The sequence below is a fragment of the Rhizobium sp. BK312 genome (genome assembly GCF_014193605.1).
GTDB lineage: Bacteria > Pseudomonadota > Alphaproteobacteria > Rhizobiales > Rhizobiaceae > Rhizobium.
Genome location: NZ_JACHZP010000005.1, coordinates 424,922 through 443,766 on the forward strand (window position 1 = coordinate 424,922; position 18,845 = coordinate 443,766).

Below are 18,845 nucleotides of genomic sequence, written 5' to 3' on the forward strand. Positions count from 1 at the left end.
GCCAGAAAACTGGGGCATTTATTCAATAGTTTCAAGCCTTTTGCCGCCGCCCTCTTTTGCCGGCTACATTTATTTTTGCCAGTTACTGGCTTCTGTGGATAGAGCCGAATACTTCTGTCATGAATCGCAGATAAGACGCGGAATCCAGCGTTCCATGATGGCAGGCGAAGGACGGCGCAGTTGGAAGACGAATGGTCATTTGTCAGGAAGTTGGCGGTGCGGCTGCGGCAGGAGAGTGCCATCCTGGTTCTGGCGACGCTAATTGCCGTGCTCGCCCTCGTCGAAGGCATCAGCACCGGCGCCGTATTCTGGATCTGGGTGATCGTCATGATCGTCACGCTCATTCGTCCGCCGCTGGTCGAGCGGGTGGAGGTGCCGTCGCAAGCCGAACCTGCGCCTGCCGATGCGCAAACCCTGTTGCGCACCGCTTTTGCGGGACTTGCGGCGCTCGATATGCCGGTGCTGATCATCGATCGCGAGGCGTCGGTGCTGGTGCAGAACATGGCCGTCGAAAAAGCCTTCGGTGCCTTTCCGATCGGCGCGCATATTTCCTCCAAGCTGCGCTCGCCGGGTCTGCTCGATATGGTACGCGAGACCATCGCCACCAATGCGCCGAACCAGATCGAGCATTCCGAGCGCCTGCCTTCGGAGCGGGTCTATGTCGTGCGTATCGCGCCGATCGATCTGCCTGAGATCGACAGGCAGGAAGATGCGCTCTTTCTGCTCTCGTTCCGCGACATATCGGAGTTGCGCCACATCGATCGCATGCGTTCGGACTTTGTCGCCAATGCCAGCCATGAATTGCGCACGCCTTTGGCATCGCTGCGCGGCTTCATCGAGACGATCCAGGGGCCTGCCAAAGCCGATCCGAAGGCGCAGCAGCGTTTCCTCGGCATCATGTTCGATCAGACGACCCGCATGAGCAGGCTGGTGGACGATCTCCTGTCGCTGTCGCGTCTGGAGTTGAAGTCGCATATCGCGCCGGATCAGAAGGTGGATCTCGTCCCCTTGCTCGGTCATGTGCGTGACTCTCTGCTGCCGCTTGCGGGGGATCTCGACGTGAGCATCAATCTGCATTTGCCGGTGGGCAAGGTGGAGGTATTGGGGGATCGAGACGAGCTGGTGCAGGTCTTCGAGAACCTGATCGAGAACGCCTGCAAATACGGCCAGGAAGGCAAGTCGGTGGAAGTTTCGCTACTCAGCGGTGCCGGCCAGGCCGTCGAAGTGGTCGTCTCGGACAAGGGGCCGGGCATACCCGCAGAACATGTGCCGCGCCTGACCGAGCGCTTCTATCGCGTTAACGTTGAGGACAGCCGGTCCAAGAAGGGGACCGGTCTCGGGCTTGCCATCGTCAAGCATATCCTGACCCGCCACCGTGCCAGGCTGATCGTAAAGTCGGAAGTCGGAAAAGGAACCGATTTTACGGTCCGCTTCTGAGAGGTTCCTCACGTCCTCATTCGGATGGCGATTTATCCAAATAATATCAGCCACATAATCTGTCATAATTGTTTCACTCGCCTGACATAAAAGGGCGGTGTTTTCGCCAGTAAGAATGGACTGCTGAAAAAGTGGATGTGGCCTCCACCTCGGCGCTCTTCAAAGCTCATCAGGGGGATTGGTTGTGAATGCTTTGAAAATGTCCGTTCTTGCGCTGGTTGCATCGGTTGCCCTTGTCGGCACTGCAACCGCCCGCGATCAAATTCAGATCGCCGGCTCATCGACCGTATTTCCATATGCCAAGATCGTTGCCGAAACCTTCGGCGAGACCTTTACCGATTTCAAGACTCCTGTGGTCGAGTCCGGCGGCTCCGGAGCCGGCCTGAAGGAATTCTGCAAGGGTGTCGGAACGGATTCCATCGACATCGCCAATTCGTCGCGCCCGATCAAGGACAGCGAAGTCCAAGCCTGCAAGGCCGCCGGCGTAACCGATATCCAGCAGATCAAGATCGGCTATGACGGCATCGTCTTTGCCTTCGACAAGAGCAATCCAGACATCAGGTTCGAACCCGTCGATCTCTATAAGGCAATTGCCGCCGAAGTGGTCGTCGATGGCAAGCTCGTCGCCAATCCCTACAAGAAGTGGTCTGAGATCAATCCATCGCTGCCGGATTTTGAAATCGCTACGTATATTCCGGGTGAGAAGCACGGCACGCGCGAAGTCTTCGAAGAGAAGGTGCTTGCCGCCGGCTGCAAGGCTTCTGGCGCAGCCGATGTCATCAAGGCCGCAGTCTCCGATGCTGCTCAGCAGGCAAAAAAATGTGTTGCCGTGCGCAAGGACGGCGCCGCTGTTGATATAGACGGCGACTATCCCGAGACGCTGGCCCGCATCAATGCCAACAAGCACGGCATCGGTGTGTTCGGCTTGTATTTCTTCCAGAACAACGCCGACAAGCTGAAGGTTGCCACCGTCAGCGGCATCGTGCCCTCGGGTCAGACGATTGCCGATGGCACCTATCCGGTATCGCGGCCGCTGTTTTTCTACGTCAAGAAGGCCCATCTGGGTGTCATCCCGGGGCTCAAGGAATATGTCGATTTCTTCACGAGCGATCAGATGATCGGACCGGACGGCCCGCTGGCGGAATATGGCCTCGTGCCGGCGCCGGATGCTGAGCGCGACCAGATCCGTAAGGATGTCGCGGTCGGGAAGATTATGTGAATGCTGAAGGGTCGAGCGCCGGTGCGGCTTTCCGCTGTGCCGGGGTTCGCCGGGGAATGGGAATGAGTGTATCGCTGCTGCTGCTCTGCTTGTCGGTCTTCGGCGCCTCCGCTTTCGTGCTGGGGCGGGTGAGGGCGGCTGCGCTATCGGGCGGCAGGTCCTCGTCCATGCATTCCCGGCTCGGCTATCACGGCGCCTATGCCGCTATATGGGCTGTGCTTCCCGCTCTCGCGCTCGTCTGCGTCTGGCTGATCGTCAGCCCCGTTGTGATCGATCGCGTAGTGACGAAATCCTTTCCCGAGGAAGTAAGGTCTTTGCCGCAGGCGGAGCTCAATCTCAGCTACGGCATGGTGCGCAGCATCGCCCGCGGGATGCGCATGCTCGAGAGCCAGGAGCTCGCCGATGTCGATGGCGGCAAGGCTGATCTTCAGTTGCTGCTGGCGCAGAAGGGCGTTCCGCTCGCCGTTCGCCCCACGGGCTACATGATCGACGCTGCCAACAAATATAATGGCATGCGCGAAGCGAGCCGCATGGTCATGTCGGCAGCGGCAATCGCCCTATCGCTGCTTTGCGCAGCCCACGGCCTTCGTGCCATCGCCCCACGTTTTCGCGCCCGCAATCGTGTGGAACAGGTCATTCTCGGAGCCCTGATCGTCGCTTCCTCCATCGCGGTGCTGACGACGGTTGGCATCGTCGTTTCAATGCTTTCGGAAGCGGCGCGTTTCTTCAGCATGGTGCCAGCCAGCGAGTTCTTCTTCGGCACGGTCTGGGACCCGCGCTTCGCCGGCGCCGGCACGCAGACTTCAGGCACCTTCGGCCTGATCCCGCTGCTGGCGGGCACGATCTATATCGGGCTCGTCGCCATGCTCTTTGCTGTGCCCATCGGCCTGTTCGCGGCGATCTACATGGCCGAATATGCCTCGGCCCGCGTCCGCTCGGTCGCCAAGCCCATGCTGGAGGTCTTAGCCGGCATCCCGACGATCGTCTACGGCTTCTTCGCCCTTGTCACCGTCGGCCCCTTCCTGCGCGATATCTCAGCCGAGATCGATGGCTTGATGACGGGCGACTATAAAGGCTTTATCGAGGCACAGAGCGTTTTGACGGCCGGCTTCGTCATGGGCGTCATGCTCATCCCTTACGTTTCCTCGCTGTCGGACGATATCATCATGGCCGTGCCGCGGTCGCTGCGCGATGGTTCGCTTGGCCTCGGCGCCACGCGGTCGGAAACGGTCAAGCGTGTTCTGCTGCCCGCCGCCCTTCCGGGCATCGTCGGCGCACTGCTGATGACCGCGTCGCGGGCGATCGGTGAAACCATGATCGTGGTGCTGGCAGCCGGCGTTGCCGCGCGCATGCAGCTCGATCCCTTCGAACCGATGACGACTGTCACCGTGAAGATCGTCAACCAGCTGACCGGCGATCTGGAGTTCACCTCGCCGCAGACGCTCGTCGCCTTTGCACTCGGGATCACGCTGTTCTTCCTGACGCTGTGCCTCAACGTCTATGCGCTCTACATCGTCCGTCGATATAGGGAGCAATACGAATGAGCGACGTCGTATCCTCCTCTCAGCTCAACATGCCGCGTGGCCTGACGCCGGGTGCGTCGGTGCGCCGTGATATCGGTATCAAAAAACGCTATGCCGCCGAGCGCCGCTTTCGCGCCTATGGGATCACGGCTGTCATTTTCGGTCTCGTCTTCCTCATCATCCTGGTCTCGACCGTCGTCCGCACAGGCTATACTGCCTTCGTTCAGACCTCGATCACCTTACCGATCGAATTCACCGAGAAGGTGATCGACCCCGCAGCCAGGCGCGCCAGCGATCCGAAGGTGCTGATATCAGCCAACTACCCGATACTGGTGCGGGACGCGCTGGTGAAAGTCTTGAGCATCGATCCCGCCAATCGCGCGCTCGTTCGCGAGGCGACGGCCATGGTGTCGGACAGTGCCAGGATCGCATTGCGCGACAAGGTCGTCGCCAATCCCTCGATCATAGGGACGACTGAGAACGTCACCTTCCTTGCCAGCTCCAATATCGATTCAGCCAACAAGGGCCAGATCGATCTGACAGTCGATGAGAGGGATCGCAAGATATCCGACCGCCAGGTCGCCTGGATGAAGCAACTCAGCGAAAGCGGTGCGCTTTACAAGGCCTTCAACAGCGGTCTCTTCCTGTCGGGCAACTCGAGCCGGCCCGAAGCCGCCGGGCTCGGCGTCGCTCTGATCGGCTCGTTCTACCTGATGCTGACCGTTCTCGTGCTTGCCTTGCCGGTCGGCGTCGCCGCCTCGATCTATCTGGAGGAGTTCGCACCGAAGAACCGGCTGACGGACCTGATCGAGGTCAACATCAACAATCTCGCGGCCGTCCCTTCGATCGTCTATGGCTTGCTGGGTCTCTCGGTCTTCATCAACATTATGGGACTGCCGCGCTCGGCCTCGCTGGTCGGCGGTCTCGTGCTGAGCCTGATGACGCTGCCGATGATCATTATCGCCACACGCTCGGCGTTGCGGGCCGTGCCGCCGTCGATCCGCAGCGCAGCGCTCGGTCTTGGCGCATCGCGCATGCAGATGGTCTTCCATCACGTGTTGCCGCTTGCGATGCCCGGCATTCTGACAGGCACGATCCTGGGGCTTGCGCACGCGCTTGGCGAGACTGCGCCGCTGCTTCTAATCGGCATGGTCGCCTTCGTCGCCAACTATCCGGCATCGCCGCTCGATCCTTCGACGGCGCTGCCGGTGCAGATCTACATGTGGGCGAGCGAAGCCGAGCGGGCCTTTGTAGAAAGGACGTCCGGCGCCATCATCGTGCTTCTCTTCTTCCTCGTCGCGATGAACATCGGCGCCATCCTGCTGCGCCGCCGCTTCGAGCGGCGCTGGTAAGGGAGGGCGCACGAAATGAACATGATGACGGAAGCCGCCAGCGAAAAAGCATTGTCCAGGAAGATGATGACGATCCCCTACAAGATGATCGGCCAGGACGTTTCTGTGTTCTACGGCGACAAGCGGGCGCTCTTCGACGTCAATCTGAAGATCCGCGCCAATACCGTCACGGCTTTGATCGGCCCTTCCGGTTGCGGCAAGTCCACCTTCCTGCGCTGCCTCAACCGCATGAACGATACGATCGAGACCTGCCGGGTCACCGGCAAGATCACGCTCGACGATCAGGATGTCTACGACGACAGCATCGACGTGGTGGAGTTGCGCGCCCGCGTCGGCATGGTCTTCCAGAAGCCCAACCCATTTCCGAAGTCCATCTATGAGAACGTCGCCTACGGCCCGCGCATCCATGGCCTGCATCGCTCAAAGGCCGATCTCGAGCATATCGTCGAGAGCAGTCTTCAGAAGGCCGGTCTCTGGGGCGAGGTCAAGGATCGGCTCCATGATGCCGGCACGAGCCTATCGGGCGGTCAGCAGCAGCGTCTGTGCATCGCCCGCGCCGTCGCGGTCAGCCCGGAGGTCATCCTGATGGACGAGCCATGCTCGGCGCTTGATCCGATCGCAACCGCCAAGGTCGAGGATCTCATCCACGAACTGCGGGAGAATTTCACCATCGTCATCGTGACGCATTCCATGCAGCAGGCAGCCCGCGTCTCGCAGCGTACCGCAATGTTCCATCTCGGCCACCTGGTCGAGGAGAACGACACCGATAAGATGTTCACCAATCCCGACGATTTCCGCACGCAGGATTACATCATGGGCCGTTTTGGTTGATGATATCAGGCGCGCGGCTCATTTCACACAGTTCACCTTGAGGATAGAAAAATGGTCTCCACTCACATTCTCTCTGCCTATGACGAAGACCTGAAGTTCCTGACGCGCCGCATTGCTGAAATGGGCGGCCTGGCAGAGCAGATGGTTAGCGACAGCGTACGCGCGCTGGTCAACAGCGACGCTGCCCTGGCCCAGAAGGTCATCTCCGACGACGTCGTTCTCGACCATGCCGAGCGCGAAGTCGGCGACAAGGCGATCGTTACCATCGCCCGCCGTCAGCCGATGGCGGCGGATCTGCGTGAAATCATGGGCTCGATCCGCATCGCATCCGATCTGGAGCGCGTCGGCGATCTCGGCAAGAACACCGCAAAGCGCGTCATCGCCGTCCAGGGCACCGGTGTCCCGCGCCGTCTCGCCCGCGGCATCGAGCATCTCTCCGAACTGGCGCTGAGCCAGCTCAAGGAAGTTCTGGATGTCTACGCGACCCGCTCGCCGGACAAGGCCGTGTCGATCCGCGAACGCGACGAGGAAATCGACGCCATGTACACCTCGCTCTTTCGCGAGATGCTGACCTACATGATGGAAGATCCGCGCAACATCACCACCTGCACGCATCTTCTTTTCTGCGCCAAGAACATTGAGCGCATCGGCGACCATGCCACCAACATCGCCGAGACGATCTATTACATGGCGACGGGCGCGCAGCCGGAAGGCGAGCGCCCGAAGGACGATACCGCCAATACCGTCGGCGCAGTGACCGAATAATCCGAAAGCGAAGAAAGGAGACCATAGGCGCATGGTTCCGAGAGTTGCTGTTGTAGAAGACGAGGAAGCGCTCAGCGTTCTGCTGCGCTACAATCTTGAGGCCGAAGGCTTCGAGGTCGACACGATCCTCAGAGGCGATGAGGCCGAGCTGCGTCTCCAGGAGCGCATCCCCGATCTCCTGATCCTCGACTGGATGCTCCCCGGCGTATCGGGCATCGAGCTCTGCCGCCGGCTGCGTATGCGGCCGGAGACGGAGCGCCTGCCGATCATCATGCTGACGGCCCGCGGCGAGGAAAGCGAGCGCGTGCGCGGGCTTTCGACCGGCGCGGACGATTATGTCGTCAAGCCGTTCTCGACGCCGGAGCTGATGGCTCGCGTCAAGGCGATGCTGCGGCGTGCCCGCCCGGAGGTTCTCTCCACGGTGCTGCGCTGCGGCGATATCGAGCTGGATCGCGAAACCCATCGCGTCCACCGCAAGAGCCGCGAAGTGCGGCTGGGGCCGACGGAATTCCGCCTGCTGGAGTTCCTGATGTCCTCGCCGGGCCGCGTCTTCTCGCGTTCGCAGCTGCTCGACGGCGTATGGGGTCACGATATCTACGTCGACGAACGCACGGTCGACGTCCATGTCGGCCGCCTGCGCAAGGCGCTCAATTTCTCCAATATGCAGGATGTCATTCGCACCGTTCGCGGCGCGGGCTATTCCATGGAGGCCTGAGCGGGGATACCCGATCAGGCATCAACATAGCGGCGGAAACAGAAAACGGGCCTCAAGGGCCCGTTTCTTTATCTCAGTCATCAAGCCTCTCAGCCACGCGGCTGGGCCGGCCTACGCCGTTCATGCACCGGCTGGTAGGCCAGGCGCTGATGGTAGGTGCAGTAAGGCGATGAATCTGGGCTCTCATTGCCGCAGAAATGGAAATCGTCCTTCAGCGGATCGCCGACCGGCCACTTGCAGGTGCGCTCCGTCAGTTCCGTCAGGCCGAGGCGGCGGGAGATCGGAACGACGACGTTCGATGCCGGGCGATATTGGATTTCGTTGACGGAATCGATCTCGATCTCTTCCTTCAGCATGGTTGCGCCCTGCTGGCGGGCAACCACCGTGCGGGTAGCAACGCGCGATCCGTAGGTCGCAGCGCGAGGTGCCGCTGCGCTGCGCTTCGGCGTGCGCGCTGCGGTTGTCGTGCCGCCCGCCTTCGCTCGGCCGGGGAGGTTCAGGCGATGTACCTTGCCGATAACGGCATTACGGCTCACGCCACCGAGCTGCGCAGCGATCTGGCTGGCGCTCAATCCTTCGGACCATAGCTTTTTCAGCTTCTCGACGCGTTCGTCTGTCCAATTCATGCCCTGTCTCCGCTGTCGCGTTTCCGATGGCAGAATCCCTCACCATTGCCTCGCATGGTATCGAGGCGCGAAACGCTCTAAAATTGTGGTGACTAGTTCCGCCGCATGCAGTCTAGCAATTGGTTTTTAACCTAGTGTGAGGCTGACTCCGTGACAAGAGTCGCGGGAATCTTGAGGAATCGATTTCGAGGTTTTCCCCAACTTGCTGTCCGGGCGTGGCATTTCTGCCATAGGCGCCGCCCGACGCATCTCTTTTGCCGGCAAGCCTTTTCTCGCACCTGCTAAAACGGCAGTTTTGTTGACATCGCGGTGCAAAACATCAATAGTGCCCGAGCCGCCGCAAGGCGGCATTTTTGATTTTTTCGGACCCGTTTCATCAAATGGAAGCGATCGGTCCTTAAAGTTGTGATCAGGAGATATGGCCATGGCCGAGACCACGCCGCTTTACGACACCTACTTGCGCGCTCCGCTGCGGTTCGAGCGAGGCGAGGGCGTCTGGCTGGTCACTGAGAATGGCGAACGCTACCTCGATTTCGCAGCCGGCGTCGCGGTCAATTCGCTCGGTCATGCTCATCCCCATCTTGTCGCCGAGCTGAAGGCGCAGGCCGACAAGGTCTGGCACCTGTCCAACCTCTATGAGGTGCCCGGCCAGGAGAAGCTGTCGAAGCGGCTGACGGAAGTGACCTTCGCCGACAAGGTGTTCTTCACCAATTCGGGCGCGGAGGCGCTGGAGTGCGCCATCAAGACTGCGCGGCGCTATCAATTCGCCAAGGGGCATCCCGAGAAGTTCCATATCATCACCTTCGAAGGCGCCTTCCACGGCCGCACCATCGCAACGATCGCCGCTGGTGGCCAGGAAAAATATATCGAAGGCTTCGGCCCGAAGGCACCGGGCTTCGACCAGGTGCAGTTCGGCGATCTTGACGCCGTGCGTGCCGCCATCACGGATGCGACGGCTGCGATCCTGATCGAGCCGGTGCAGGGCGAGGGCGGTATCCGCCCGGCAACCAACGAATTCCTGCGCGGGCTGCGGGAGATCTGCGATGAGCACGGCCTGCTTTTGATCCTCGACGAAGTACAGTGTGGCGTCGGCCGTACCGGCAAGCTCTTTGCCCATGAATGGTCCGGTATCAAGCCTGACATCATGGCGGTCGCCAAGGGTATCGGCGGCGGTTTCCCGCTCGGTGCGTGCCTTGCGACGGCGGAAGCCGCTTCCGGCATGAAGGCCGGCACGCATGGCTCGACCTATGGCGGCAATCCGCTTGCCATGGCAGTCGGCAATGCGGTTCTCGATATCGTGCTTGCCGAAGGCTTCCTGCAGCATGTGCGCGATGTCTCGCTGGTCTTCCGCCAGGGGCTCGCCTCGCTCAAGGATCGTTTTCCTGACATCATCGAGGACGTTCGCGGTGAAGGCCTGATGCTCGGCATCAAGGCGGCCATTCCGCAGGGAGAGCTGCTGCAGGCGATCCGTGCCGAGCATCTGCTCGGCGTTCCGGCCGGCGACAACGTCATCCGCCTGCTGCCGCCGCTGGTCGTCACTGCCGAGGAAGCACGCGAAGGTCTCGCCCGCCTGGAGCGCGCCGCCGAGCGTGCACGCGCTGCCCGCACCAAGAAGTCGGCTTGAATTCAACGCCCGTAGATGGGGCGTTCCTGCCCCACGCGGGCGTTATTGTTTTTTCTGGAGCACAGGTAAGGACATGGCTTCTCCGAAACACTTTCTCGATCTCTCTGCCGTTCCGGCTGCCGATCTGCGCAACATCATCGATGACGCGATCGTCCGAAAGAGCGCGCAGAAGGCCGGCACGGCCGACAAGCCGCTTGCCGGCAAGATGCTGGCGATGATCTTCGAGAAGCCGTCCACCCGAACCCGTGTCTCCTTCGACGTCGGCATGCGGCAGCTCGGCGGCGAGACGCTGTTCCTCTCCGGCACGGAAATGCAGCTTGGCCGCGCCGAGACGATCGGCGACACGGCGAAGGTGCTGTCGCGCTATGTCGATGCGATCATGATCCGCACGACCGATCATTCCCGCCTGCTGGAGCTGGCGGAGCATGCGACCGTTCCGGTCATCAATGCGCTGACCGACGACACGCATCCCTGCCAGATCATGGCCGATATCATGACCTTCGAAGAGCATCGCGGCCCGATCAAGGGCAAGACGCTTGCCTGGACGGGCGACGGCAATAACGTGCTGCATTCGCTGATCGAAGGGGCCGCCCGTTTCGGCTACCGCATGAATATGGCGGTACCCCTTGGTTCCGAGCCAAAGGATCACTATCTGAACTGGGCCCGCAATGAGGGTGCCGAAATCATGCTCTCGCATGATGCAGACCGTGCGGTCGCCGGCGCCGATTGCGTGGTAACCGATACCTGGGTTTCCATGAATCAGGAGCACCGGGCACGCGGTCACAACGTCTTCCAGCCCTATCAGGTCAACAAGGCTTTGATGGCACAGGCCGGCAAAGACGCGTTGTTCATGCATTGCCTTCCAGCCCATCGCGGCGAAGAGGTGACGGACGAGGTGATCGACGGTCCGCAATCCGTTGTCTTCGATGAGGCGGAAAACCGCCTTCATGCGCAAAAGTCGATTCTTGCTTGGTGCCTGGGCGCGATCTGAGGATATGAAGCCGCGTTTTAAGGGCGCGGGCGCAGTAGGAGTAAAGCAATGGCCGAAAATGCAGCCTCGCTGGGTCAGTTTGATTTCGCCGGTGACGATCACGTCGTTCCCTTCCAGGTGGAAGGTCTGGACGTGCGCGGCCGTGCCGTGCAGCTCGGTCCGCTGCTGGACGCGATCCTTGCCCGGCACGATTATCCGACGCCGGTCGCGCGGCTGCTCGCCGAAGCCATCGTCCTGACCGTGCTGCTCGGTACATCGCTGAAATTCGAAGGCAAGTTCACCGTGCAGACCAAGGGCGACGGTCCCGTCGACCTTCTGGTCGCCGATTTCTCGACGCCGGAAAACGTCCGGGCCTATGCGCGTTTCAATGAAGAAGCGCTGGCAAAGGCAGTTGCGGAAGGCAGAACCGAGCCGGAGCAGCTGCTCGGCAAGGGCGTGCTCGCCTTCACCATCGATCAGGGCCGCTTCAGTCAGCCTTATCAGGGCATCGTCGCGCTTGATGGCGCCTCGCTCGAAGAGATCGCCGGCACCTATTTCCGCCAGTCGGAACAGATCCCGACGCGCGTGCGTCTGGGCGCTGCAGAGCTCTTCGATCGCGATGAGAACGGCAAGCCGCGTCACCGCTGGCGTGCCGGCGGCCTGATCGCGCAGTTCTTGCCGGAAGCGCCCGAGCGCATGCGCCAGCCGGACCTGCATGGCGGCGATGGCGATACCGGCGGGCGCGATCATGCCGAGGACGATGCTTGGGCGGAAGCGCGCAGCCTGGTGGAAACCATCGATGCAGATGAGCTGACGGATCCGCAGGTCGGCACCGAGCGGCTTCTCTATCGCCTCTTCCACGAGCGCGGCGTCCGCGTCTATGAACCGAAGGCCGTCTATGACCGCTGTTCGTGCTCGCGCGACAAGCTGAAGGGCGTCTTGAAAGGTTTCTCAGCCGAGGAGATCGAGGCCAGCCAGGAGAATGGCGAGATCGCCGTCACCTGCGAGTTCTGCTCGACGACCTATCGCTTCGAAGTGTCGGAAATAGAGGTGGCCTGAGGTCGCTCAGTTCAGCGTACGCAGCAGGTTAGGCGTATCCAGTGAAAAGGCGGGGATCTTAACATGGAATTGCTCCCCGCCGTCCGTTTCCATCTGGTAATGACCGAACATCATGCCTGACGGTGTATCCAGTGGACAGCCCGAGGAATATTCATAGGTATCGCCGGGCTTCAGATGCGGCTGCTCCCCGACCACGCCGGGGCCTGTCACTTCATCCACAATGCCGTTCATGTCGGTGATGTGCCAATAGCGCGTTACCAGCTTCACGGCTTCCTTCGAATGGTTGGAAATGACGATGCGGTATCCCCAGACATAACGGTCATCATCCGGATCGGATTGCTCCTCCAGATAAAACGGCTCTACAACCACCTCGATGTCGCGTGTTAGGGCGCGATACATGCCTGACACCTTGCCACTGCCCTGAAACGTCGGAGCGCTCGTTGAAGCCGCATCGCCGTTTCAGCATTTTCAAGTTTGCGGCATATTATCCGCTTTCCACCATTCCCGCAAAGTGCAGGATATTTAGCGGTATCCTATAACCGATGCTTTCCGTCAAGGAACGACGTAATGAAATCTTGCGTGAACGGTTGGGACGGTTTCGATTCCAGCTATTACGGTTCATGTTGAAGGTTAACCAAGTCGTCTCCAAGTATCCTAGGTCGCCATGATTTGATCTTATCTGCCGGAGTAGAGGTAGGCGTATCCTCCGTACTCAGGAAACGCTTGCCACGATTGTCCGTGGACTTCTGTGATTGGTAGTCAACCTGATCGCCCGGCATCAAAACCTCCGGGCCATATAACCCTCATTCCTTTTATATGTTCCTCTTGCAGGACTTGCATGAGATTCCCATGCAGGAGGATTTCGGCTATCATCTGATTCTGGCATCGCCCATGCCTCCCCCCTCCATTCGGGAAAGTATATTTCATGCAGGGCCGTCGATATCCAAACCGACTGTTTGAGCGCCTGGCATAAGGAGGGGTTGCGGTCATTGCTCGCAATAGGAGGTTTATATGAGGCTTTCTGCCCCTGTTTATCATTTGAAACGTAAGGCGAGGCTCCTGTCCCGCCAGCAGAACATCCCCTTGCACGCCGCGCTGGATCGCGTCGCGGCCGTCGAGGGTTTCGGAGGCTGGAGTTTGCTTGCGAGCAAAACGAACTCGGCCGTGCCCGTCGGCGAGCTGTATTCGCGTTTAAGCCCGGGCGATCTGGTGCTGATCGGCGCACGGCGCGGTCACGGCAAGACCCTGATGAGCCTGAGGCTCGCCGTCGAAGCCATGAAGGCTGGCAATCGCGGTGTCTTCTTCACGCTGGAGGACACGGAAAAGGTCGTTCTGGAGCGTTTCCCGGTGATCGGTGCAGATCATGCGGAATTTGCCGATCTATTCGAATTCGACAATTCGGATGCCATCAGCGCCGACTATATCGTCGAAAGGCTGACTGCGGCGGCGCCCGGTACATTGGCCGTGGTCGATTATCTGCAACTACTGGATCAGAAGCGGGAGAATCCGGAATTAATGATCCAGGTTCAGATAATGAAGACGTTTGCGCGCGCCAGAGGCGTTATCGTCGTCTTTGTCTCGCAGATCGACCGCTCCTACGATCCGGCGTTGAAGCCCGTGCCCGATCTTGCGGATCTTCGCCTGCCGAATCCGCTGGATCTCAAGCTGTTCGACAAGATGGTCTTCCTGAACAACGGCCTGGTCGAATTCAAGGTCGCCAGCTGATGAGCTGCCAATTGTCTAAAGGCAATCGAGCCGCCCGGAGAAAATCCGGGCGGCTCGACGAATATCAGGCGGAAACCTGCTCGAGCGCGCGAGCGAAATCCTCGACCAGATCGGCGCTGTCCTCGATGCCGGCGGAGAAGCGCACGGTGCCCGGCGAAATGCCGAGCTCGGCGCGGGCCTCGTCGGTGAGGTTCTTGTGCGTTGTCGTGGCAGGATGCGTGATCAGGCTCTTCGAGTCGCCGAGATTGTTGGAGATCTTCACGATCTCCAACGCGTTCTGCAGCCTGAAGGCCGCTTCCTTGCCGCCCTTCAGCTCGAAGGCAACCAGCGTCGAGCCGCCGCTCATCTGCTTGGCGATGATATCGGCCTGCGGGTGATCCTTTCGGCCGGGATAGATCACGCGGGCGACCTTGTTCGTCTGCTCGGCGAGGAAATCGGCAACCTTGGAGGCATTTGCCGTCTGCTGCGCAACGCGCAGCGGCAGCGTCTCGATGCCCTTCAGCAGCGTCCAGGCGGTAAAGGGCGACATGGCCGGGCCGGTATGGCGGAAATAGTCCTGCAGGTTCTCGTCGATCCACTGCTTGTCGGAGAGGATGACGCCGCCGAGCGAACGGCCCTGGCCGTCGATATGCTTGGTGGCGGAATAGACGACGATATGAGCGCCGAGTTCCAGCGGCTTCTGGAAGAGCGGCGTTGCAAAGACGTTGTCGACCACGACCTTGGCGCCGATCTGGTTGGCGAGGTTGGCGACAGCGGCGATATCGACCACTTCCAGCGTCGGATTGGTCGGGCTTTCCAGGAAGAAGACCTTGGTGTTCGGGCGGATGGCCTTTTCCCAGTTCTCGGTGAAACGGCCATCGACCAGCGTGCATTCGATGCCGTATTTCGGCGCGAGCGTCTCGACCACCCAGCGGCAGGAGCCGAAGAGCGCGCGGGCGGCAACGATATGATCGCCGGCCTTCAGCTGGCAGAGGATGGCGGCCGAGACAGCAGCCATGCCTGAAGCGGTGGCGCGGGCGTCTTCAGCGCCTTCCAGAGCGCACATGCGCTTCTCGAACATGTCGTTGGTCGGGCTGCCGTAGCGGGCGTAGATGAACCCATCCGTTTCGCCCTTGAAGCGGGCTTCCGCCGCTTCCGAGGTGTCATAGACGAAGCCCTGGGTCAGATAGATTGCTTCGGAGGTCTCGCCGAATTGCGAACGGAGTGTTCCGCCGTGAACGAGCTGGGTTGCGGGGCGCCAAGTCTTGCTCATGCCATCACCACTTTCAAAACAAAAAAACCGGTCGCAAAAGCAGACCGGTTCAACCCCGGTCTTTTTAGCCATTTGTTTAACGTGGCTGCAAGCCGACCGGCCAAATCACCACGGGATAAGTTGCAATACTGCCGTTGACGGCTTGCGTCAATTCCCTGAGTTTGGTTTTGTCTGCGGCAAATTATGAGAGAAGCATGATGGCTCGCAATACTGGAATTCTGGCCGACCGGGCCATTGCAGCGCTGTTTGAAACAGGGCGGCTGACGAGCGAGAGAGAACTGGACGTCGATCAGATCCAGCCGGCAAGCCTTGACCTCAGGCTCGGCTCGCATGCTTTCCGCGTTCGCGCCAGCTTCATGCCCGGCCCGTCGCATCTGGTCGCCGACAAGCTCGACCGGCTGAAGCTGCATGTCGTCGATCTCTCGGAAGGCGCGGTGCTGGAAACCGGCTGCGTCTATATCGTGCCGTTGATGGAGCGCCTGGACCTGCCCGAAGATATGTCGGCATCGGCCAATCCGAAGAGCTCGACCGGCCGTCTCGACATCTTCACCCGCGTCATCACCGATCGTGCGCAGGAGTTCGACAAGATCCCGGCCGGTTATTCCGGGCCGCTCTATCTCGAAATCAGCCCGCGCACCTTCCCGATCGTCGTACGTCGCGGCTCGCGCCTGTCGCAGATCCGCTTCCGCGTCGGCCAGGCCCTGCTCACCGAGCCGGAACTGCTGGCGCTGCACGAAACCGAGACGCTGGTCGCCAGCAAGAAGCCGAACATCACCGGCGGCGGCATTGCGCTGTCGATCGATCTTGCCGGCGACAAGGAGGGGCTGATCGGCTATCGCGGCAAGCACCACACGGCTGTCGTCGATGTCGACAAGAAGGCCCAGCACGATATCTTCGATTTCTGGGAGCCGCTCTACAGCCGCGGCCGCACCGAGCTGATCCTCGATCCCGATGAATTCTACATCCTCGTCTCGCGCGAGGCGGTGCATGTTCCCCCGCATTTCGCCGCCGAAATGACGCCGTTCGATCCGCTGGTCGGCGAATTCCGCGTCCACTATGCTGGCTTCTTCGATCCGGGCTTCGGCCATGCACCGGCCGGGGGCCGTGGCAGCCGCGCCGTGCTCGAAGTGCGTAGCCACGAGGTGCCGTTCATCCTCGAGGACGGCCAGATTGTCGGCCGCCTGATCTACGAACACATGCTGGAACAGCCAAGCAGCCTCTACGGCTCCGGCCTCGGCTCGAACTATCAGGCACAGGGCCTGAAGCTTTCGAAGCATTTCCGGCTGTGATCGACACCTTGGCGGCCTTGACAGAGGCCGCCAACTGTTGGACATCTCAGGGTGTCAGGCGGGTGTAGCTCAATGGTAGAGCAGCAGCTTCCCAAGCTGAATACGAGGGTTCGATTCCCTTCACCCGCTCCATAATCTTCACGCCAGAAGCGGTCTCTTCGATTTCAGCGCTTTCTTTAGCGTATCTCCAAAGATTGCGATCGGTCGCGCCAGCCGCCCGGCTGGCGGACGATGCACCAGCCAGTTGACGACTTTCGGGCTGAAATCCGGTGCTTCGACGATTTCGACCAAATCGCGCCAGCGGCTGTGCGCCAATGCCGCCGGCGTCAAGACGCCGATGCCGAGCCCGCGCGCAACCAGCGACATGCGCAGATCGGCACTCATGGCCTCCACCCCGACGTCGAAGGGCAGGCGCTCGGCTTCGAAGCGATGCTGAATGAAGGCGCGGAAGCCGCAGCCGCTCTGGTTCATGATCCAGGGAAAACGGGAAAGATCTTCAAGCCTCGGTTGCTTGGGGACGCCAAGCGACGGTGCTGCGACGAGAATGACGGCATGAACTCCGAGCATCTCGCCGACGACATTATCCGGCGGCTGCAACCCCTCCGGCAGGCAGACGGTTGCCGCATCGAGCTGGCTGTGAGCGACTTGCTCGATCAGTTGCGGCGACCAGCCAGTGACGATGCGCAGCGTCAATTGCGGAAACTGACTGCGCAATTCATCAAGCGGAGCGGATAAAGCCGCTTCGGAGAGATAGGGCATGATCCCGAGACGGAATTCGCCGCCGATCGTGCCGCCGGGCGAAACGCCGGCCTTGAGATCGTCGAGCGAGCGCAGCACCCGGCGCCCATGCTCGTAGGCCTCGCGGCCTGCCGCGGTCGGCCGCAGGGGCTTTGACTGCCGGTCAAGCAAGGCGATGCCGAGACTGTCTTCCAGGTTCTGTATGCGTCGGGTGATGCCCGGCTGGGTCAGATTGATGCGCGCCGAGGCGGCAACAATCGAACCCGTCTCCACCACAGCGACGAAGGCTTCCAGATCATGAATGTTCATGCTGAACTCGCATAATCATTATTAGTTCATTTCAATTGCCGCATTATGCGACAAAGCGATACACATGGCTATCTTTATTATCAAGGATTATTGGAGAGCTCATGTCGCAAGTCCCCGAACACATGACGAGCGAGCCGGAGGAAGAGGTTTCCACAACGGCTGCTGCTCCTTCGACCTTGTTGTTCGCCATCGCCACCGGCGTTATCATTCTCAATCTCTTTGCGCCTCAGACGCTGGTCGGCATCATCGGCCCGTCGCTCGGCTTTTCCGAAAGCGGTGCCGGCCTGGTGGCCATGGCCTCGCTGCTCGGCTATGCCGCCGGCCTGTTCTTTCTGGTGCCGCTGGCAGATCTCATGGAAAACCGGCAGCTGGTGCTGCGCATGCTTCTCTCGGCTCTGGTCATGGCTATTGCCGCCGCCTTCGCACCGACGGGCTGGAGCCTGCTGATCTTCCTCTTCCTGCTGGGAGCAGCTTGTTCCGCCATCCAGATTCTCGTGCCGATCGCGGCAGCGATGGCGCCGCCTGAACATCGTGGCCAGGTTATCGGCAATGTCATGAGTGGCGTCATGGTCGGCATTCTTGTCTCGCGACCGCTGGCAAGTCTGATTGCCGATTTCTGGGGCTGGAGAAGCTTCTATGCCTTGAGTGCCGCAACGCTTGCGCTGCTCGCCGCTGTGCTTGCCTTACGCCTGCCGGAGCGACGCCCTCTGATCAACGCGAGTTACGGGGCCTTGATCGGTTCGCTTTTCGAGCTTTTGAGGGAGGAGCCGGTGCTGCGGCTGCGTGCCTTCACGGCAGCCTTGATGATGGCGAGCTTCAGCCTGTTCTGGACATCCGTTGCCCTGCGTCTGGCACAGCCGCCATTCTCGCTTGGCCAATCGGGCGTCGCGCTGTTTGCCCTCGTGGGCGCCGGCGGGGCTGCCGCGACTTCCGTCTTCGGCCGCATGGGCGACAGGGGCTGGACGCGGACGGCGACATTGGCGTCGCATCTGATCGTACTTGCCGCCATGGCGCTGGCTGCCTGGGTGGGTGGAATACGGTCTGGCGACTCTGTGGCGCTATTGATCCTTCTGGGCGTCAGCGCGGTCTTGCTCGATGTCGGCGTCACGGGCGATCAGACCCTGGGTCGTCGTGCCGTCAATCTCCTGAAGCCGGAAGCCCGCGGCCGCATCAACGGTCTCTTCGTCGGCATATTCTTTCTCGGCGGCGCGCTGGGATCGGCTCTTGCCGGAACCGCCTGGGATTTCGGCGGCTGGGTTGCCGTCTGTGCAGGGGCCGCGGGCTTCGGCGTGATTGCTTTGATCACAGGCCTTGCCGCGCGCATCTGAACAGCGCAGGCAACGCGACCGCACTTGCGAATGCACTGCCGCATCGCCATCTGTAGCGCATTCAGGCGGGCGTCAGACAAGCG

The 18,845-nt window shown here is 60.7% G+C and carries 17 protein-coding genes, 1 tRNA gene and 1 riboswitch; of the genes, 14 read left to right on the forward strand and 4 right to left on the reverse strand.

Going from position 1 to position 18,845, the window contains the following annotated elements:
- Positions 1 to 210: 210 nt before the first annotated feature.
- The 7 genes from phoR (at position 211) to phoB (ending at position 7,842) form a co-directional block, all read left to right on the forward strand.
- Entirely contained in the window at positions 211 to 1,437 is a 1,227-nt protein-coding gene (gene phoR / locus FHT85_RS16980) for a phosphate regulon sensor histidine kinase PhoR (protein WP_112336601.1), read from the forward strand.
- Between the two features lie 199 nt (positions 1,438 to 1,636).
- The gene (locus FHT85_RS16985; RefSeq protein WP_210293715.1) at positions 1,637 to 2,656 is read left to right on the forward strand and encodes a substrate-binding domain-containing protein; all 1,020 of its coding nucleotides are present in this window, start codon (positions 1,637 to 1,639) and stop codon (positions 2,654 to 2,656) included.
- Between the two features lie 62 nt (positions 2,657 to 2,718).
- Positions 2,719 to 4,200: a phosphate ABC transporter permease subunit PstC gene (pstC, locus tag FHT85_RS16990; protein ID WP_112336599.1), complete on the forward strand. Its 1,482-nt coding sequence runs from the start codon at positions 2,719 to 2,721 to the stop codon at positions 4,198 to 4,200.
- A complete protein-coding gene (gene pstA, locus FHT85_RS16995) occupies positions 4,197 to 5,531 on the forward strand; it encodes a phosphate ABC transporter permease PstA (RefSeq protein WP_409527333.1) in 1,335 nt (444 codons plus the stop codon). The genes pstC and pstA overlap by 4 nt, the downstream gene beginning before the upstream one ends.
- 15 nt (positions 5,532 to 5,546) lie before the next feature.
- On the forward strand, positions 5,547 to 6,362 hold the full coding sequence (gene pstB / locus FHT85_RS17000) for a phosphate ABC transporter ATP-binding protein PstB (protein WP_112336598.1): 816 nt from the start codon (positions 5,547 to 5,549) through the stop codon (positions 6,360 to 6,362).
- Between the two features lie 51 nt (positions 6,363 to 6,413).
- A complete protein-coding gene (gene phoU, locus FHT85_RS17005; protein ID WP_015338719.1) occupies positions 6,414 to 7,127 on the forward strand; it encodes a phosphate signaling complex protein PhoU in 714 nt (237 codons plus the stop codon).
- Between the two features lie 31 nt (positions 7,128 to 7,158).
- The gene (gene phoB, locus FHT85_RS17010; RefSeq protein WP_004128368.1) at positions 7,159 to 7,842 is read left to right on the forward strand and encodes a phosphate regulon transcriptional regulator PhoB; all 684 of its coding nucleotides are present in this window, start codon (positions 7,159 to 7,161) and stop codon (positions 7,840 to 7,842) included.
- Between the two features lie 89 nt (positions 7,843 to 7,931).
- Here the strand turns inward: phoB and FHT85_RS17015 are convergent, their stop codons facing one another.
- Positions 7,932 to 8,468, reverse strand: coding sequence for a GcrA family cell cycle regulator (locus FHT85_RS17015; RefSeq protein WP_112336597.1), 537 nt, complete (start codon positions 8,466 to 8,468; stop codon positions 7,932 to 7,934).
- A 424-nt stretch (positions 8,469 to 8,892) separates the two neighbouring features.
- On the opposite strand from FHT85_RS17015, the gene FHT85_RS17020 reads away from it, so the two are divergent.
- From FHT85_RS17020 to FHT85_RS17030, 3 genes are all read left to right on the forward strand, one after another.
- Positions 8,893 to 10,092, forward strand: coding sequence for an aspartate aminotransferase family protein (locus FHT85_RS17020; RefSeq protein ID WP_112409816.1), 1,200 nt, complete (start codon positions 8,893 to 8,895; stop codon positions 10,090 to 10,092).
- A gap of 73 nt (positions 10,093 to 10,165) precedes the next feature.
- A complete protein-coding gene (argF, locus tag FHT85_RS17025; RefSeq protein WP_069611241.1) occupies positions 10,166 to 11,083 on the forward strand; it encodes an ornithine carbamoyltransferase in 918 nt (305 codons plus the stop codon).
- A gap of 48 nt (positions 11,084 to 11,131) precedes the next feature.
- The gene (locus FHT85_RS17030; protein WP_112336595.1) at positions 11,132 to 12,121 is read left to right on the forward strand and encodes an Hsp33 family molecular chaperone; all 990 of its coding nucleotides are present in this window, start codon (positions 11,132 to 11,134) and stop codon (positions 12,119 to 12,121) included.
- Positions 12,122 to 12,127: 6 nt separating this feature from the next.
- Here the strand turns inward: FHT85_RS17030 and apaG are convergent, their stop codons facing one another.
- Positions 12,128 to 12,520, reverse strand: a complete 393-nt coding sequence (apaG, locus tag FHT85_RS17035) for a Co2+/Mg2+ efflux protein ApaG (protein ID WP_015338724.1) — start codon at positions 12,518 to 12,520, stop codon at positions 12,128 to 12,130.
- Positions 12,521 to 13,132: 612 nt separating this feature from the next.
- Here apaG and FHT85_RS17040 point away from each other — a divergent pair.
- On the forward strand, positions 13,133 to 13,846 hold the full coding sequence (locus tag FHT85_RS17040) for a DNA helicase (RefSeq protein WP_112409817.1): 714 nt from the start codon (positions 13,133 to 13,135) through the stop codon (positions 13,844 to 13,846).
- 64 nt (positions 13,847 to 13,910) lie between these two features.
- On the opposite strand, the gene FHT85_RS17045 is transcribed toward FHT85_RS17040, so the two are convergent.
- Complete coding sequence (locus tag FHT85_RS17045; RefSeq protein WP_112409818.1) at positions 13,911 to 15,098, reverse strand: O-succinylhomoserine sulfhydrylase; 1,188 nt, start codon at positions 15,096 to 15,098, stop codon at positions 13,911 to 13,913.
- A gap of 43 nt (positions 15,099 to 15,141) precedes the next feature.
- Positions 15,142 to 15,220, reverse strand: a riboswitch (SAM riboswitch).
- Between the two features lie 72 nt (positions 15,221 to 15,292).
- Here FHT85_RS17045 and FHT85_RS17050 point away from each other — a divergent pair.
- Both FHT85_RS17050 and FHT85_RS17055 read left to right on the forward strand, forming a co-directional pair.
- Complete coding sequence (locus FHT85_RS17050) at positions 15,293 to 16,387, forward strand: 2'-deoxycytidine 5'-triphosphate deaminase (RefSeq protein WP_162709562.1); 1,095 nt, start codon at positions 15,293 to 15,295, stop codon at positions 16,385 to 16,387.
- Positions 16,388 to 16,445: 58 nt separating this feature from the next.
- Positions 16,446 to 16,519 (forward strand) — tRNA-Gly (locus tag FHT85_RS17055).
- 6 nt (positions 16,520 to 16,525) lie between these two features.
- Here the strand turns inward: FHT85_RS17055 and FHT85_RS17060 are convergent.
- Positions 16,526 to 17,434: a LysR family transcriptional regulator gene (locus tag FHT85_RS17060; RefSeq protein ID WP_112409870.1), complete on the reverse strand. Its 909-nt coding sequence runs from the start codon at positions 17,432 to 17,434 to the stop codon at positions 16,526 to 16,528.
- A 101-nt stretch (positions 17,435 to 17,535) separates the two neighbouring features.
- On the opposite strand from FHT85_RS17060, the gene FHT85_RS17065 reads away from it, so the two are divergent.
- Complete coding sequence (locus FHT85_RS17065; protein WP_112409871.1) at positions 17,536 to 18,762, forward strand: MFS transporter; 1,227 nt, start codon at positions 17,536 to 17,538, stop codon at positions 18,760 to 18,762.
- Positions 18,763 to 18,845 lie beyond the last annotated feature (83 nt).

Coding starts and splice junctions, on each gene's coding strand:
- FHT85_RS16985 (WP_210293715.1), top strand. CDS start 1,637: ATGTCCGTTCTTGCGCTGGTTGCATCGGTTGCCCTTGTCGGCACTGCA.
- phoB (WP_004128368.1), top strand. CDS start 7,159: ATGGTTCCGAGAGTTGCTGTTGTAGAAGACGAGGAAGCGCTCAGCGTT.
- FHT85_RS17045 (WP_112409818.1), bottom strand. CDS start 15,098: ATGAGCAAGACTTGGCGCCCCGCAACCCAGCTCGTTCACGGCGGAACA.
- argF (WP_069611241.1), top strand. CDS start 10,166: ATGGCTTCTCCGAAACACTTTCTCGATCTCTCTGCCGTTCCGGCTGCC.
- FHT85_RS17015 (WP_112336597.1), bottom strand. CDS start 8,468: ATGAATTGGACAGACGAACGCGTCGAGAAGCTGAAAAAGCTATGGTCC.
- FHT85_RS17060 (WP_112409870.1), bottom strand. CDS start 17,434: ATGAACATTCATGATCTGGAAGCCTTCGTCGCTGTGGTGGAGACGGGT.
- apaG (WP_015338724.1), bottom strand. CDS start 12,520: ATGTATCGCGCCCTAACACGCGACATCGAGGTGGTTGTAGAGCCGTTT.
- FHT85_RS17030 (WP_112336595.1), top strand. CDS start 11,132: ATGGCCGAAAATGCAGCCTCGCTGGGTCAGTTTGATTTCGCCGGTGAC.
- pstA (WP_409527333.1), top strand. CDS start 4,197: ATGAGCGACGTCGTATCCTCCTCTCAGCTCAACATGCCGCGTGGCCTG.
- FHT85_RS17040 (WP_112409817.1), top strand. CDS start 13,133: ATGAGGCTTTCTGCCCCTGTTTATCATTTGAAACGTAAGGCGAGGCTC.
- FHT85_RS17065 (WP_112409871.1), top strand. CDS start 17,536: ATGTCGCAAGTCCCCGAACACATGACGAGCGAGCCGGAGGAAGAGGTT.
- pstB (WP_112336598.1), top strand. CDS start 5,547: ATGAACATGATGACGGAAGCCGCCAGCGAAAAAGCATTGTCCAGGAAG.
- FHT85_RS17020 (WP_112409816.1), top strand. CDS start 8,893: ATGGCCGAGACCACGCCGCTTTACGACACCTACTTGCGCGCTCCGCTG.
- phoU (WP_015338719.1), top strand. CDS start 6,414: ATGGTCTCCACTCACATTCTCTCTGCCTATGACGAAGACCTGAAGTTC.
- FHT85_RS17050 (WP_162709562.1), top strand. CDS start 15,293: ATGATGGCTCGCAATACTGGAATTCTGGCCGACCGGGCCATTGCAGCG.
- pstC (WP_112336599.1), top strand. CDS start 2,719: ATGAGTGTATCGCTGCTGCTGCTCTGCTTGTCGGTCTTCGGCGCCTCC.